The organism is Cupriavidus sp. 05N40 (assembly GCF_056397305.1).
In genome coordinates this window covers 39,904-51,645 of sequence record NZ_JBFTND010000015.1, presented here as the reverse complement: position 1 = coordinate 51,645, position 11,742 = coordinate 39,904, and the positions used below count along the sequence as shown (strand labels likewise).

The 11,742-nt window shown below is 68.7% G+C and carries 13 protein-coding genes; 7 read left to right on the top strand and 6 right to left on the bottom strand.

Going from position 1 to position 11,742, the window contains the following annotated elements; genetic code table 11:
- The 4 genes from minC to AC1DO7_RS05990 form a co-directional block, all read left to right on the top strand.
- Positions 1-437: septum site-determining protein MinC (gene minC / locus AC1DO7_RS06005; RefSeq protein ID WP_477115881.1), on the top strand; the 437-nt coding region annotated here is incomplete at its 5' end.
- 61 nt (positions 438-498) lie between these two features.
- A complete protein-coding gene (gene minD, locus AC1DO7_RS06000; RefSeq protein ID WP_477115880.1) occupies positions 499-1,314 on the top strand; it encodes a septum site-determining protein MinD in 816 nt (271 codons plus the stop codon).
- A 15-nt stretch (positions 1,315-1,329) separates the two neighbouring features.
- Positions 1,330-1,584 carry a cell division topological specificity factor MinE gene (gene minE, locus AC1DO7_RS05995; RefSeq protein ID WP_006164360.1) on the top strand — a complete coding sequence of 85 codons (255 nt, stop codon included), beginning with the start codon at positions 1,330-1,332 and terminating at the stop codon, positions 1,582-1,584.
- Positions 1,585-1,853: 269 nt separating this feature from the next.
- A complete protein-coding gene (locus tag AC1DO7_RS05990; RefSeq protein WP_441620049.1) occupies positions 1,854-2,936 on the top strand; it encodes a porin in 1,083 nt (360 codons plus the stop codon).
- 94 nt (positions 2,937-3,030) lie between these two features.
- On the opposite strand, the gene AC1DO7_RS05985 is transcribed toward AC1DO7_RS05990, so the two are convergent.
- Positions 3,031-3,786, bottom strand: coding sequence for a histidine kinase (locus AC1DO7_RS05985; RefSeq protein WP_441650281.1), 756 nt, complete (start codon positions 3,784-3,786; stop codon positions 3,031-3,033).
- On the bottom strand, positions 3,783-4,481 hold the full coding sequence (locus tag AC1DO7_RS05980) for a response regulator transcription factor (protein WP_441650285.1): 699 nt from the start codon (positions 4,479-4,481) through the stop codon (positions 3,783-3,785). The genes AC1DO7_RS05985 and AC1DO7_RS05980 overlap by 4 nt, the downstream gene beginning before the upstream one ends.
- A 253-nt stretch (positions 4,482-4,734) precedes the next feature.
- Between AC1DO7_RS05980 and AC1DO7_RS05975 the strand changes: the two genes are divergently transcribed.
- The gene (locus AC1DO7_RS05975) at positions 4,735-5,424 is read left to right on the top strand and encodes a response regulator transcription factor (RefSeq protein WP_441650280.1); all 690 of its coding nucleotides are present in this window, start codon (positions 4,735-4,737) and stop codon (positions 5,422-5,424) included.
- Between the two features lie 126 nt (positions 5,425-5,550).
- Here AC1DO7_RS05975 and AC1DO7_RS05970 read toward each other — a convergent pair whose 3' ends face one another.
- Genes AC1DO7_RS05970 through AC1DO7_RS05960 form a run of 3 tightly spaced genes read right to left on the bottom strand, consistent with a single transcriptional unit; the run spans position 5,551 to position 7,850 of the window.
- On the bottom strand, positions 5,551-6,546 hold the full coding sequence (locus tag AC1DO7_RS05970) for a Bug family tripartite tricarboxylate transporter substrate binding protein (protein WP_441650279.1): 996 nt from the start codon (positions 6,544-6,546) through the stop codon (positions 5,551-5,553).
- A 42-nt stretch (positions 6,547-6,588) separates the two neighbouring features.
- Entirely contained in the window at positions 6,589-6,921 is a 333-nt protein-coding gene (locus AC1DO7_RS05965; RefSeq protein WP_441650284.1) for a hypothetical protein, read from the bottom strand.
- A gap of 38 nt (positions 6,922-6,959) precedes the next feature.
- The gene (locus AC1DO7_RS05960) at positions 6,960-7,850 is read right to left on the bottom strand and encodes an EamA family transporter (protein WP_441650278.1); all 891 of its coding nucleotides are present in this window, start codon (positions 7,848-7,850) and stop codon (positions 6,960-6,962) included.
- 329 nt (positions 7,851-8,179) lie between these two features.
- Between AC1DO7_RS05960 and AC1DO7_RS05955 the strand changes: the two genes are divergently transcribed.
- Together AC1DO7_RS05955 and AC1DO7_RS05950 are read left to right on the top strand one after the other, a co-directional pair.
- Positions 8,180-8,701 (top strand): MarR family winged helix-turn-helix transcriptional regulator, encoded by a 522-nt coding sequence (locus tag AC1DO7_RS05955; protein ID WP_441650283.1) that lies wholly within the window; start codon positions 8,180-8,182, stop codon positions 8,699-8,701.
- Positions 8,702-8,844: 143 nt separating this feature from the next.
- Entirely contained in the window at positions 8,845-10,134 is a 1,290-nt protein-coding gene (locus AC1DO7_RS05950; protein ID WP_441620058.1) for a M20/M25/M40 family metallo-hydrolase, read from the top strand.
- A gap of 275 nt (positions 10,135-10,409) precedes the next feature.
- On the opposite strand, the gene AC1DO7_RS05945 is transcribed toward AC1DO7_RS05950, so the two are convergent.
- The gene (locus AC1DO7_RS05945; RefSeq protein WP_441620060.1) at positions 10,410-11,666 is read right to left on the bottom strand and encodes an MFS transporter; all 1,257 of its coding nucleotides are present in this window, start codon (positions 11,664-11,666) and stop codon (positions 10,410-10,412) included.
- Positions 11,667-11,742 lie beyond the last annotated feature (76 nt).

Sequence of the window (11,742 nt, the reverse complement as noted above, 5' to 3'; positions counted from 1 at the left end):
GGCAGGCGCAAGCCCCGGCCGAGCCGGCTCCCGGGGCGGCCCCGGCGGCGGCTACGGCCGAGGCGGTGGCCGCCACCGTGGCGCAAGCCGCCGCGCGCAGCGTGCCCACCCTGCTGATCGACAAGCCGCTGCGGTCGGGCCAGCAGATCTACGCCGCCGGCGACGTGGTGATCCTCGACCTGGTCAGCTACGGCGCCGAGGTCATCGCCGAAGGCAACATCCATATCTATGCCCCGCTGCGCGGCCGCGCGCTGGCGGGCGTCAAGGGCGACGCGCAGGCGCGCATCTTCTGCACCTGCCTGGAGCCCGAACTGCTTTCCATCGCCGGCATCTACCGCACCGGCGAACTGTCCTTGCCCGCCGATGTGCTGGGCAAGCCCGCCCAGGTAAGGCTGGCCGGGGAAAAACTGATCCTCGAACCGCTMCGGATGAAGTAACACCGCCGCAGAGCACCGACCACAGCAGCGCAAGCTTCAACCATTACTGGATCCAAGAGCCATGGCAAAAATCATCGTTGTGACCTCCGGCAAGGGGGGCGTAGGCAAGACCACCACCAGCGCCAGCTTCTCTGCCGGCCTGGCCCTGCGTGGCCACAAGACTGCCGTGATCGAYTTCGACGTCGGCCTGCGCAACCTAGACCTGATCATGGGKTGCGAGCGCCGCGTGGTCTACGACCTGRTCAACGTSGTACAGGGCGAAGCCAACCTGAACCAGGCCCTGATCAAGGACAAGAAGTGCGAGAACCTGTTCATCCTGCCGGCCTCGCAGACGCGTGACAAGGACGCCCTGACCAAGGAAGGCGTGGAGAAGGTCATCAACGGCCTGATCGACATGGGCTTCGAGTTCATCGTGTGCGACTCGCCCGCCGGCATCGAGTCGGGCGCCCTGCTGGCCATGTATTTCGCCGACGAAGCGCTGGTCGTGACCAATCCGGAAGTCTCCTCGGTGCGAGACTCTGACCGCATCCTCGGCATCCTGGCCTCGAAGACCAAGCGCGCCAGCGAAGGCGGCGAGCCGATCAAGGAACACCTGCTGATCACGCGCTACAACCCGAAGCGCGTGCATGGCGGCGAAATGCTGTCGCTGACCGATATCCAGGAGATCCTGCGCATCAAGCTGATCGGCGTGGTGCCGGAATCGGAAGCGGTGCTGCATGCGYCCAACCAGGGCACGCCGGCCATCCACCTGGAAGGCAGCGACGTGGCCGACGCCTATGGCGACGTGGTCGACCGCTTCCTCGGCAAGGACAAGCCGATGCGTTTCACCGACTACCAGAAGCCGGGGCTGCTCTCCCGCATCTTCGGCAACAAGTAAGGAGGGCCTGCCATCATGTCGATTCTGTCCTTCCTGCTCGGCGAGAAAAAGAAATCCGCCTCCGTTGCCAAGGAGCGGCTCCAGATCATCCTCGCCCATGAACGCACCGGCCATTCGGCGCCGGCCGACTATCTGCCCGCCCTGCAACGCGAACTGGTCGCGGTGATTTCGAAATACGTGAAAATCAGTGACCAGGACCTGCGCGTGAGCCTGGAGCGCCAGGACAACCTGGAGGTCCTCGAAGTCAAGATCGAGATCCCGCAGGGCTAGGCGAAGCGCCGCTCCGGGGCTTGCGCGCGCCCCTTTGGCGGTAGGGTTGACAGGTAGCGCCAACGTCATGCGGCGACGCACTAAATTGAGAAATTGTCGCGGCGCCACAACGCTTTATGCACCATTTGCAAGTCTGTGGGCGTTCTGCAACGTTGATTAGTGTCTTAATCTTTTCTGTTTTGTTAAATTTTCGCGGCGTTTACACGAAACGTAAACTCGTCCGCCGCCGCGATCCGGCCGCGGACACGACAGAACAGAAAAGGAGCACTATGAAGAAATCAGCCCTGACCCTTGCAATTGGCACGCTGCTGGCCGGCAGCGCGTACGCACAATCCTCCGTCACCCTGTACGGTATCGTTGACCAGAGCATCCGCTACACCAGCAACTCGAACGGCGCCAACGATAACCTGTTCCAGCTGACCAACGGCGCCATCACCAACAGCCGCTGGGGTATCAAGGGCAGCGAAGCCCTGGGTAACAACCTGAAGGCGATCTTCCAGCTGGAAAACGGCTTCGATCCTGATACCGGCCGCGCCAACCAGAGCAACCGCCTGTTCGGCCGTCAAGCCTACGTCGGCCTGGCCGGCGATTTCGGCACCATCAAGCTGGGCCGCCAGTACACCGAAGGCTTTACGCTGTTCGGCGACTTCGACCCGCTGACCATCGGCAACTACACGGGCAACGCCTGGCCGTTCTTCCTGACCAACTTCCGTAACGACAACGTCGTCAGCTACGACGGCAAGTTCGGCGGCCTGAACGTGGGCGCCAGCTACGGCTTCGGTGAAAAGGCAGGCAGCTTCACGACGTCGCAATACTGGGGCACGCGCGCTGCGTACGCCTTCGGTCCGTTCGGTATCGGCGGCGTGTACCAGGAAACCCGCGACGCCAACGGCAACAAGCAGCAAATGTGGGGCGCAGCCGGTAAGTACAGTTTCGGCGCAGCCAAGGTGTTCCTCGGCTACGTTGGCGGCAAGGACCGTACCGGTTCGGTCGACGCCAGCCTGAACGGCGACGCACTCGCTGCCGGCTCCATCAACGCGGTGCCGGCCGGCAACTTCACTGCCAACCCGCGCAAGGACATCATCGGCTACCTCGGCATGACCTATCAGGTCTCCCCGGCGCTGGCGCTGACCGGCGTGTTCTACGGCGATCACGTCAAGGACGTGAACGGCGTTGCCAACAGTTCGGGCAACCGCTACACCGGCGTGCTGCTGGCCGAGTACTCGCTGTCCAAGCGCACCCAGGTCTACGGCACCGTGGACTACAACAAGCTGACCGGCGGCACGAAGACCGAACTGCCGGGCAAGAACAATCAGACCGGCGCAGCTGTCGGTATCCGCCACATTTTCTGATTGCGCTTGATCTGATCGCCTTCACGGGCACGTCCCCGCCCACGCGGGGGCGCTTCAGACCGCAAGAAAGCCCCTTCGGGGGCTTTCTTGCTTTCTACGGCAGCATGGGCAGCTCGATATGCCAGGCGTCGGTTTCCGTGCGCAGCAGGCCGCCGTGGCGCAGCAGCACCCGCTTGCAGAACTGCATGGCACCGGCATCCGCTGCACCGGCACCGCCAGCGTCACCGGCCTCGGCGATGCGCGTCCCGGACAGCCGGCAGACGCCCCCGCAGATGCGCTGGTGCAGCCGCGCCGGCGAGCCCTCGCGGGCGGCATCCAGCGACAGTGCCATCAGCACGCGCAGCAGTTCGGACAGCATGGCAGGGTCGCCATGCACCGCAACCTCCTGCGGCAGCGGCGAGAGCACGATATGCCGGCCGGGCTGTTCCGCGTTCCAGGCCGCCTGCGCCGCCGGGCCCGCCAGCGCATTCCACTCCAGCCGCTCCATGCGGTAGTCATGCTGCAGCTCGCGCAGCAGCCGCGCGAGATCGTCGACCAGGCGCAGCGAGGCCCTGGCGCAGCCGGCGGCCTGCGCGGCGAATTCCCCGGATGTCAGCAGCGGCGGCGCAGCGAGCCTGAGCTCCACGAGCGCCAGGATCGCGCTGTGCGGCGTGCGCAGGTCGTGCGACAGGCCGTGCCGGATGATCTGCCAGGATGCCTGCGCCGCTTCGTCGTACCGGGCCTGCGCGGATTTTGCGGGCGTGCCTCCCGCCCTCCCGGAGACAAGCTCCCCGAGCCGTTCGAGACGGTGCGCGGCCGCCAGCAGGCAGCGCGCCATGCGCACGGCCTCCCGGCCCAGCCAGGCCATCATGCGGCCGCCGGCGTCAGTTCGAGCCGGTAGCCATGCGTGTAGACGGGCAGCAGGCGCAGCCCGTGCTCCGGGGTCAGGCCCAGCTTGCTGCGCACGCGCGACATGTGGGTATCGATGGTGCGCGACAGCGGCGAGATCTCGCGCCCCCACACCGCCGCCACGATATGGTCGCGCGACACGATGCGCCCTTCGTTGCGGAACAGCAGCACGGCGAGGTCGAACTCCTTGGGCGTAAGCCTGAGCGGCGTGGCCCGGTGGACCACCGTGCGCGCGGCGCAATCGAACAGGTAGCCGGCCAGCGCGACGCGCGCGCCACCGCCGCCGGGCTCCGGATAGGCGCGCCGCAGCAGCGACTCGGTGCGCGCCAGCAGCTCGCCGCGCCGCACCGGCTTGAGCATGTAGTCGTCGGCGCCGGTGGCGAGGCCGTCGACGATGTCTTCCTCGGCCGTGCGGCCGGTCACGAACATCACCGGCACGCGGCGGTCCAGGTTGGCCCGCACCCAGGTCAGCACCTCCTTGCCGGAGAGATCGGGCATGTGCCAGTCGAGCAGCAGCAGGTCGAAGTTTTCCTCGCGCAGGCGCAGCAGCATCTCGCGGCTGCGCGAGAAGGTCATGCACTCATGGCCCGCCTCGCCGAGGATCTGCCGGATCAGGGCTGCCTCGGCGGGCTGGTCTTCCAGTGAAGCGATCTTCATTCCCATGGTATTTGGCCGGTCTCGCGTTGTTTCGGGGGGATTTCACCCCGGGGGACGACCCGACGATGCGGGGCTTCCGGAATTAGATGCCCCGGCCGCGCGCGGGCACGTGAGAGTTTTCGCATTCGACGGCGGGCAACGCGCCGGCACATCCGCCGCGCCCCGGGGCGACGCTAAGATTTCCCGCACGGCCTTCGCCGCGCAAGCCCGCGGCGGCGGCCATCACCGCACATCACCACGAGGAGAGGACTGCATGCGAATCGCCGTACTGGAGGACGATCCGGCCCGGGCCATCCTGCTGGAGCAGGCACTCACGCTGAGCGGGCATGATTCGCGGCGCTTTCGCGAGGGCGGCGCGCTGATGCAGGCGCTGCGCAGCGAGCCTTACGCGCTGCTGCTGATGACGTGGGAGATCCCCGGCATCTCGGCGCGGGATGTCCTGCTGTGGGTGCGGCGCACCCTGGGCGAGGAACTGCCGGTGATGCTGCTGAGCGCTCAGGACGGCGATGCGCATATCGCCGACTGCTTTGCGCTCGGCGCCGATGCCGTGCTGCCGGCGCCGGTCCGCCGCGCGGAGCTGGCGGCGCGCGTGCGGGCGCTGCTGCGCCGCGTGCCGGTGGTGCAGGCCCGCAGCGAGTTGACGCTGGGGCCCTACCGCCTGGCGCTGGCCGAGCGGCGCGTCTTCGTCAACGAGCGCCAGGTCAGGCTGGCGCCCAAGGAATTCGAGCTGGCGGCACTGCTGTTCCGGCATGCCGGGCAGTTGCTGCTGCGCCAGACCATCGAGCAGGCCGTGTGGCGGCGTGCGATGCCGCCGGCGTCGCGCACGCTGGACAGCCATCTGTCGCGCGTGCGCACCAAGCTGGCGCTGGAGCCGCGCAATGGCGTGCGGCTGTCATCGGTCTACGCCACCGGCTGCCGGCTCGACCTGGTCGAGCCGGGCTGAGCGGACGCGCCCGGCGGGCGCCCGGGACGGCGCGAGGCGGTCCTGGCCAGTCACGCGGCCGCGGGCGGCACGCGCATGCCGCGCGCCGCGCAACGACGCCAGGACCGGTCGTCCCGATATGGCTGCTTACTCGGCCTTGATGCCGGCTTCCTTCACGATGCGGGCGTTGTCGTCGTACTCAGCGCGGATTGCCGCGGCGAATTGCGCGGCGGTGCCGCCGGTGGGCACCTCGCCGCCCTTGAGCAGGCGCTCGCGCACCTCGGGCTCGGCCAGGGCCTTGTTCAGCTCGGTATTCAGCCTGGCGATGATGGCCGGCGGCGTGTGCGCCGGCGCGAAGATGCCGAAGGTCGAGGTCAGGTTGGCCTTGGGATAGCCCAGCTCGGCCAGTGTCGGCACATTGGCCATCGAGGCGATGCGCTTGGGCGCGCCCACCGCCAGCGCACGCAGGCGGCCAGCCTGCATGTGCTGGGTCAGCACCGGGCTGGCGTTGGTGCTCATCACCTCGAACTGCCCGCCGAGCGCGTCGTTCATCTGCTGGCCCGCGCCCTTGTAGGGAATCAGCGTCAGGTCGGCCTGGGCCCTGGACTTGACCTGCTCCAGCATCACGTGGCCGACCGTGCCGAGGCCGGAGGTGGCCCAGCGCACCGAGCCGGGCCGGGCCTTGGCCTGCGCCAGCAGGTCCTGGAAAGTCTTGCCGGCGAAGCTTTGGGTGGCCACCAGCAGCACCGGCGAGTACATCACGCTCATCACCGGCGCGATATCGCGCTGCGGGTCGTAGTTGACGTGGCCCACGTGCGGGTTGAGCGTGAGCGGGCTGGTCGAGGCGAAGCCCAGCGTGTAGCCGTCCGGCGCGGCCTTGGCCACGGCGTCGATGCCGATGCTGCCGCCGGCGCCGGCCTTGTTCTCCACCACCACCGAGCCGCCCATCTGCGCCGACAGGCGCTCGCCGAGCGCGCGCGCCACGGCGTCGCTGATGCCGCCGGTGGGGTAGGCCACGATCAGGCGGATCGGACGCGAGGGATATGCGTCGGCGGCGCGGGCGGGCACGGCAGACAGGCTCGCCACGGCGGCGGCAAACACGGGCGCGGCGGCCAGCAAGGGAAATCGGCGGGAAACGGACATTGGCGGGGAAACGGCAGGGACGGTAAGAGACGAAGGCGGAGTTTATCCGATCGGGGATGCGTCACCGCCCGTGCCTGGTCCCGCCACCAGGGCACATTCGGGCACCCACGACACGAACAGCTCGTTGGCGCGGTCATAGAGGTGCCACACGGTGCCGCACTCGCGGCAGGTGAAGGTAAGCATGCTGAATGGCACGCCGGCGGCGCTCTGGCTTACCAGCGGCGCGGTGTGCTTGAGCGCCAGGCGCTCGTGCGGCTCGCGGCGGCGCGAATCCGCGGCCAGCGCCAGGCAGTGGCCGCAGGCGGCCCGGGCGGGGCGCGCGGGCGGGGGCCGGGAAGGGAGGGGGGGAGGCACAACAGACGTCATGCCCGCCATGATGCCGCAAAAACGGCGCGCCATTCATCCCGGCGCGTTCACCGCGGCTGCGCGGACGGCGCGCGCTGGCCCAGCCACACGCTGGCCAGCACCAGCAGCGCGCCCGCCATCTGCGCCGCGCTCAAGGTCTGGCCGAGCACCGCGAAGCCGAGCACGGTCGCGCTCACYGGGCTCAGCAGGCCGAGCGCCGACACCGCCGCCGTGGGCAGCCGCCCGATGCCGCGGAACCACAGCGCGTAGCTGATACCGGCGCCGGCGATGCACAGCCACGCGTAGCCCAGCACATTGGGCAGCGTCAGCCGTGCCGGCAGCGTCTCGAACGCCAGTGCGAAGGGCAGCAGGAACAGCGCGCCGGCGGTCAGCTGCCACGCGGTCAGCACCAGCGGCGAGACCGGCGGGCGCCAGCGCTTGGCCAGCACCGTGCCGAGCGCCATCGACACCGCCCCGGCAGCTGCCGCCGCCACGCCCACCGCATCGAGCCTGGCGGCCGGCCCGAGCACCAGCAGGGCCACGCCGCCGATGCCGCCAAACCCCGCCAGCCACGCCGCCAGGTGCGGCCGCGCGCCGAGCAGCAGCCATGCCAGCGCCACCACCAGCAGCGGCTGGATCGCGCCCACGGTGGCCGCCACCCCGCCCGGCAGGCGATAGGCCGCGATAAACAGCATGGCCTGGAACAAGCCGATATTGAGCACGCCCAGCACCGCCGCCTTCCACCACCAGCCGCCGGACGGCAGTTGCCGGCCCCAGGCCAGCATGGCCAGCCCCGCCGGCAGCGCGCGGATGACGCCGGACAGCAGTGGCTGGCCGGGCGGCAGCCACTGGCTGGTGATGAGGTAGGTGCTGCCCCAGACCAGCGGGGCGGAAGCGGTCAGCAGCACGTCGGCCGCGCGTACCCGCCCCTGCCGGGAAATCGCGGCGAGTGCCGGCATGGCAGGCGCCGCGGGGGATGCCGCCTGCGCCGGTGGGACGGGCGGGGCTATCGGAGTGATCGGAGTGATCGGAGTGATCGGAAGGGGCGGTGCGTCGGGCTTCATGCGGCTGGCCTCCGTGGCAACTCTTCTTCACAAGAAGAATCTTGATATCAAGATAAAATCCACTTTACGAAGTGAAAGGCTTGATGTCAAGATTCTTGCCATCCGCATCAATCGCAAATCGCAATACACATCCCATGGCCACCCGCGGCAAACCCAAGGCCACACCCCCTGCCGCGCCTCGCAGCGCCGGCAAGGAAGACGCGCCCGCGCTGCATCCCGCAAGCATGGGCGAGCCGGACCCTGCCGCGGACGGCGACCGCGTCGACCGCATCCTCGCCCAGTGGGCACGCGAGCGCCCCGATCTCGACGCCTCGCCGATGGGCATCATCGGCCGTGTCTGGCGCCTGGCGCGCCATACCGACCGCGCCGTGGAAGCCGCGCTGGCGCCCGTCGGCCTGAACAGCTGGGAGTTCGACGTGCTGGCCACGCTGCGCCGCTCGGGACCGCCCCATGCGCTCTCGCCGGGCGCGCTGATCGACTCGCTGATGATCACCTCGGGCACCATGACCAACCGCATCGACCATCTCGAACGCGCCGGCCTGGTGCGCCGCTGCCCGAATCCGGACGACAGGCGCGGGCTGCTGATCGAGCTGACAGGCGAGGGCCGCGGCCGCATCGACCACGCGGTGGAGGTCCACGTGGCCAACGAGCACCGCCTGCTGGCGCGCCTCACGGCCGCCGAGCGCAAGCAGCTCGCCGGCCTGCTGCGGCGCTGGCTGCAGGGCTTCGAGCCGCCCGGCGAATAGGGTATCCGCCGCATCGGCGCCGGCACTGGCACGAAGCCTGCGATCCACACTGCCCTTTGACCGCATCGCCACCGCTTTCCATCGCCCTCCATCGCTTTCGATCCATTTCACCTTCCCCCCACCGTATTTCCGGAGACACCCGCATGCCCCCGCATTTCCGCCCGCGCGCCAGCGCACCCGCCCTCATGCTCGCCGCCCTCCTCTGCGCCGGTGCCGCGCAGGCCGCGCCGGTCGAGCCGGCCTACCAGTTGTCGCAGCAGGAAAAGCCCGCGCTGATCGCCACGCTCAAGGACCTGGTCTCGATCGAGTCCGGCAGCAAGGACATCGAAGGCCTGGACCGCATCGCCACGCTGATCCGCGACCGGCTCTCGGCCATGGGCGGCGACGCGAAGCTGATCGAGCCCACCGAGGTCTACCGCATGGAAGACACGCCCAAGCAGGTGGGCAAGATGGTGATGGCGCAGTTCAAGGGCACGGGAAAGCGCAACATCATGCTGATCGGCCACATGGACACGGTCTACCTGCGCGGCATGCTGGCGCAGCAGCCGTTCCGCATCGACGGCGAGCGCGCCTACGGCCTGGGCATCGCCGACGACAAGAACGGCGTGGCGGTGATCCTGCACACCGTGGCCATCCTGCAGAAGATGGGCTTCAAGGACTACGGCACCCTGACGGTGCTGATCAACGGCGACGAGGAAATCAGCTCGCCGGGCGCGCGCGCCATGCTGACCAAGATGGGCAGCCAGCAGGACGCGGTGTTCTCGTGCGAGGCCACGCGCGTGACCGGCGACCGCCTGTCGCTGGCCACCAGCGGCATCGGCGCGATCTCGCTGACCGTGCACGGCAAGTCCTCGCACGCCGGCAGCTCGCCCGAGCAGGGCCGCAACGCGCTGTACGAACTCTCCCACCAGATCCTGCAGATGCGCGACCTGTCCAACCCGGACACCGGTCTCAAGGTGAACTGGACGATCTCCTCGGCCGGCTCCAACCGCAACGTGATTCCCGCCATTGCCACGGCGCAGGCCGACGTGCGCGTGCTGCGCACCGCCGACTACGACGGCCTGGAGCGCACGCTGCAGGAGCGCGTCAAGAAGCAACTGATCCACGACACCAAGGTCGAGGTCAAGTTCGAGCGCCGCCGCCCGCCGCTCGAGGTCACCGATGCGGCACGCAAGCTGGCCGCCCACGCGCAAGGCGTGTATGCCGAGATCGGCGAGAAGCTGGCGGTCTACGACACCGCCGAAGGCGGCGGCACCGATGCCGCCTTCGCCGCGGCCGCCACCAAGGCGCCGGTGATCGAGCGCTTCGGCCTGCGCGGCTTCGGCGCGCACTCGAACGACGCCGAATACGTCGACCTCAACTCGGTCACGCCGCGCCTGTACCTGCTGACGCGCATGATCATGGACGTCTCGCAGGACAAGACCGGGAACTGAGCCGGCGCGCCGGTCCACGCGCCGGCCTTGCCGCGGATGCCGGCCCCCGCAAGGGGCTGGCACGTTTCTCGCCTGCATCTCCCGCAGGCAGGAGCGCGGCAGGACAACCGGTGCGGCCGGGGTGCAACCTGCACGACCGGCCCGAATCTCCGCCCGTATCCCCGCGCATGCGCATGCCAGTGTAGGAAGTGCAGCGTGCGCAGTGAAGCCCGCGCTGCGTGGCGTCGGCCACGCAGCGGCCGGCCCGGTGGGAACCGGACCCCGGCCGGCTAGCGTCAGGCCGGTTTCTTGCGCCCGCCCAGGTCGGGCAGGAAGACCGCCAGCAGCCCCAGCAGCGGCAGGAAGGCGCACAGCCGGTAGACGGCCTGGATGCCTTGCGCGTCCGCCAGCGTGCCCAGCACCGCGGCGCCGATGCCGCCCATGCCGAAGGCAAAGCCGAAGAACAGGCCGGACACCATGCCCACCTTGCCGGGGATCAGCTCCTGCGCGAACACCAGGATGGCCGAGAACGCCGAGGCCAGGATAAAGCCGATGATGAACGACAGCACGCCGGTCCAGAACAGGTTGGCATGCGGCAGCATCAGCGTGAACGGCGCCACGCCCAGGATCGACGCCCAGATCACGCGCTTGCGGCCGATGCGGTCGCCGATCGGGCCGCCCAGGATGGTGCCGGCCGCCACCGCGAACAGGAAGGCGAACAGGTAGATCTGCGCGCTCTGGCGCTCCAGGCCGAAGCGCTCCATCAGGTAGAAGGTGTAGTAGGTGTTCAGGCTCGCCATGTAGAAGTACTTGGAGAACACCAGCACCATCAGCACGATCATGGCGCGCACCACGGTGCTGCGCGGCAGCGGCGCGGCGGTGGAGACGGCCTTGCGCTTGCGCGCGGTGTGGGCCAGCTCGCGGCCGTACCAGCCGCCGATCTGCCACAGCACGGCGATCGCCAGCAGCGCGGCCAGCGAGAACCACGCCACGCTGCTCTGCTGGTGCACGATCCACGCCGCCAGCAGCGGCCCGGCCGCGCTGCCGGCATTGCCGCCGACCTGGAAGATCGACTGCGCCAGGCCGTGCTGGCCACCCGAGGCCATGCGCGCCACCCGCGATGATTCCGGGTGGAAGATCGACGAACCCGTGCCCACCAGCGCGGCCGCCACCAGCAGCACGCCGTAAGTGGGCGCCACCGACAGCAGYAACAGGCCGCACAGCGTGAAGCCCATGCCGATCGGCAGCGACTTCGGCTTGGGATGCTTGTCGGTGTACAGGCCGACCACCGGCTGCAGCAGCGACGCCGTGATCTGGTACGTCAGCGTCAGCAGGCCGATCTGCGTGAAACTAAGGTTGAAGCCGCCCTTGAGCATCGGATAGATGGCCAGGATCAGCGACTGGATCATGTCGTTGAGGAAATGCGAAAAGCTGATCGCCGACAGTACGCGGAAACCGGTCCGCTCCGCGGACTGGGTACTGTGTAGAGGCTGCGCCTGGCCCTGCGGCGAGGCGGTCGCGCCGCCTGGCGCGGTGTCGATGCGGCTGCTCATGATGGAATCGGGGGCTGGAAGAAAAACAATACGGGAATCTGGCAGCCATGCTAATTGGCGCGACTGCGCCTGTCCT

Excerpts from the sequence above, each read along its gene's own strand:
- minE (WP_006164360.1), top strand. The coding sequence starts at position 1,330 with ATGTCGATTCTGTCCTTCCTGCTCGGCGAGAAAAAGAAATCCGCCTCC.
- AC1DO7_RS05990 (WP_441620049.1), top strand. The coding sequence starts at position 1,854 with ATGAAGAAATCAGCCCTGACCCTTGCAATTGGCACGCTGCTGGCCGGC.
- AC1DO7_RS05985 (WP_441650281.1), bottom strand. The coding sequence starts at position 3,786 with ATGATGGCCTGGCTGGGCCGGGAGGCCGTGCGCATGGCGCGCTGCCTG.
- AC1DO7_RS05980 (WP_441650285.1), bottom strand. The coding sequence starts at position 4,481 with ATGAAGATCGCTTCACTGGAAGACCAGCCCGCCGAGGCAGCCCTGATC.
- AC1DO7_RS05975 (WP_441650280.1), top strand. The coding sequence starts at position 4,735 with ATGCGAATCGCCGTACTGGAGGACGATCCGGCCCGGGCCATCCTGCTG.
- AC1DO7_RS05970 (WP_441650279.1), bottom strand. The coding sequence starts at position 6,546 with ATGTCCGTTTCCCGCCGATTTCCCTTGCTGGCCGCCGCGCCCGTGTTT.
- AC1DO7_RS05965 (WP_441650284.1), bottom strand. The coding sequence starts at position 6,921 with ATGGCGGGCATGACGTCTGTTGTGCCTCCCCCCCTCCCTTCCCGGCCC.
- AC1DO7_RS05955 (WP_441650283.1), top strand. The coding sequence starts at position 8,180 with ATGGGCGAGCCGGACCCTGCCGCGGACGGCGACCGCGTCGACCGCATC.
- AC1DO7_RS05950 (WP_441620058.1), top strand. The coding sequence starts at position 8,845 with ATGCCCCCGCATTTCCGCCCGCGCGCCAGCGCACCCGCCCTCATGCTC.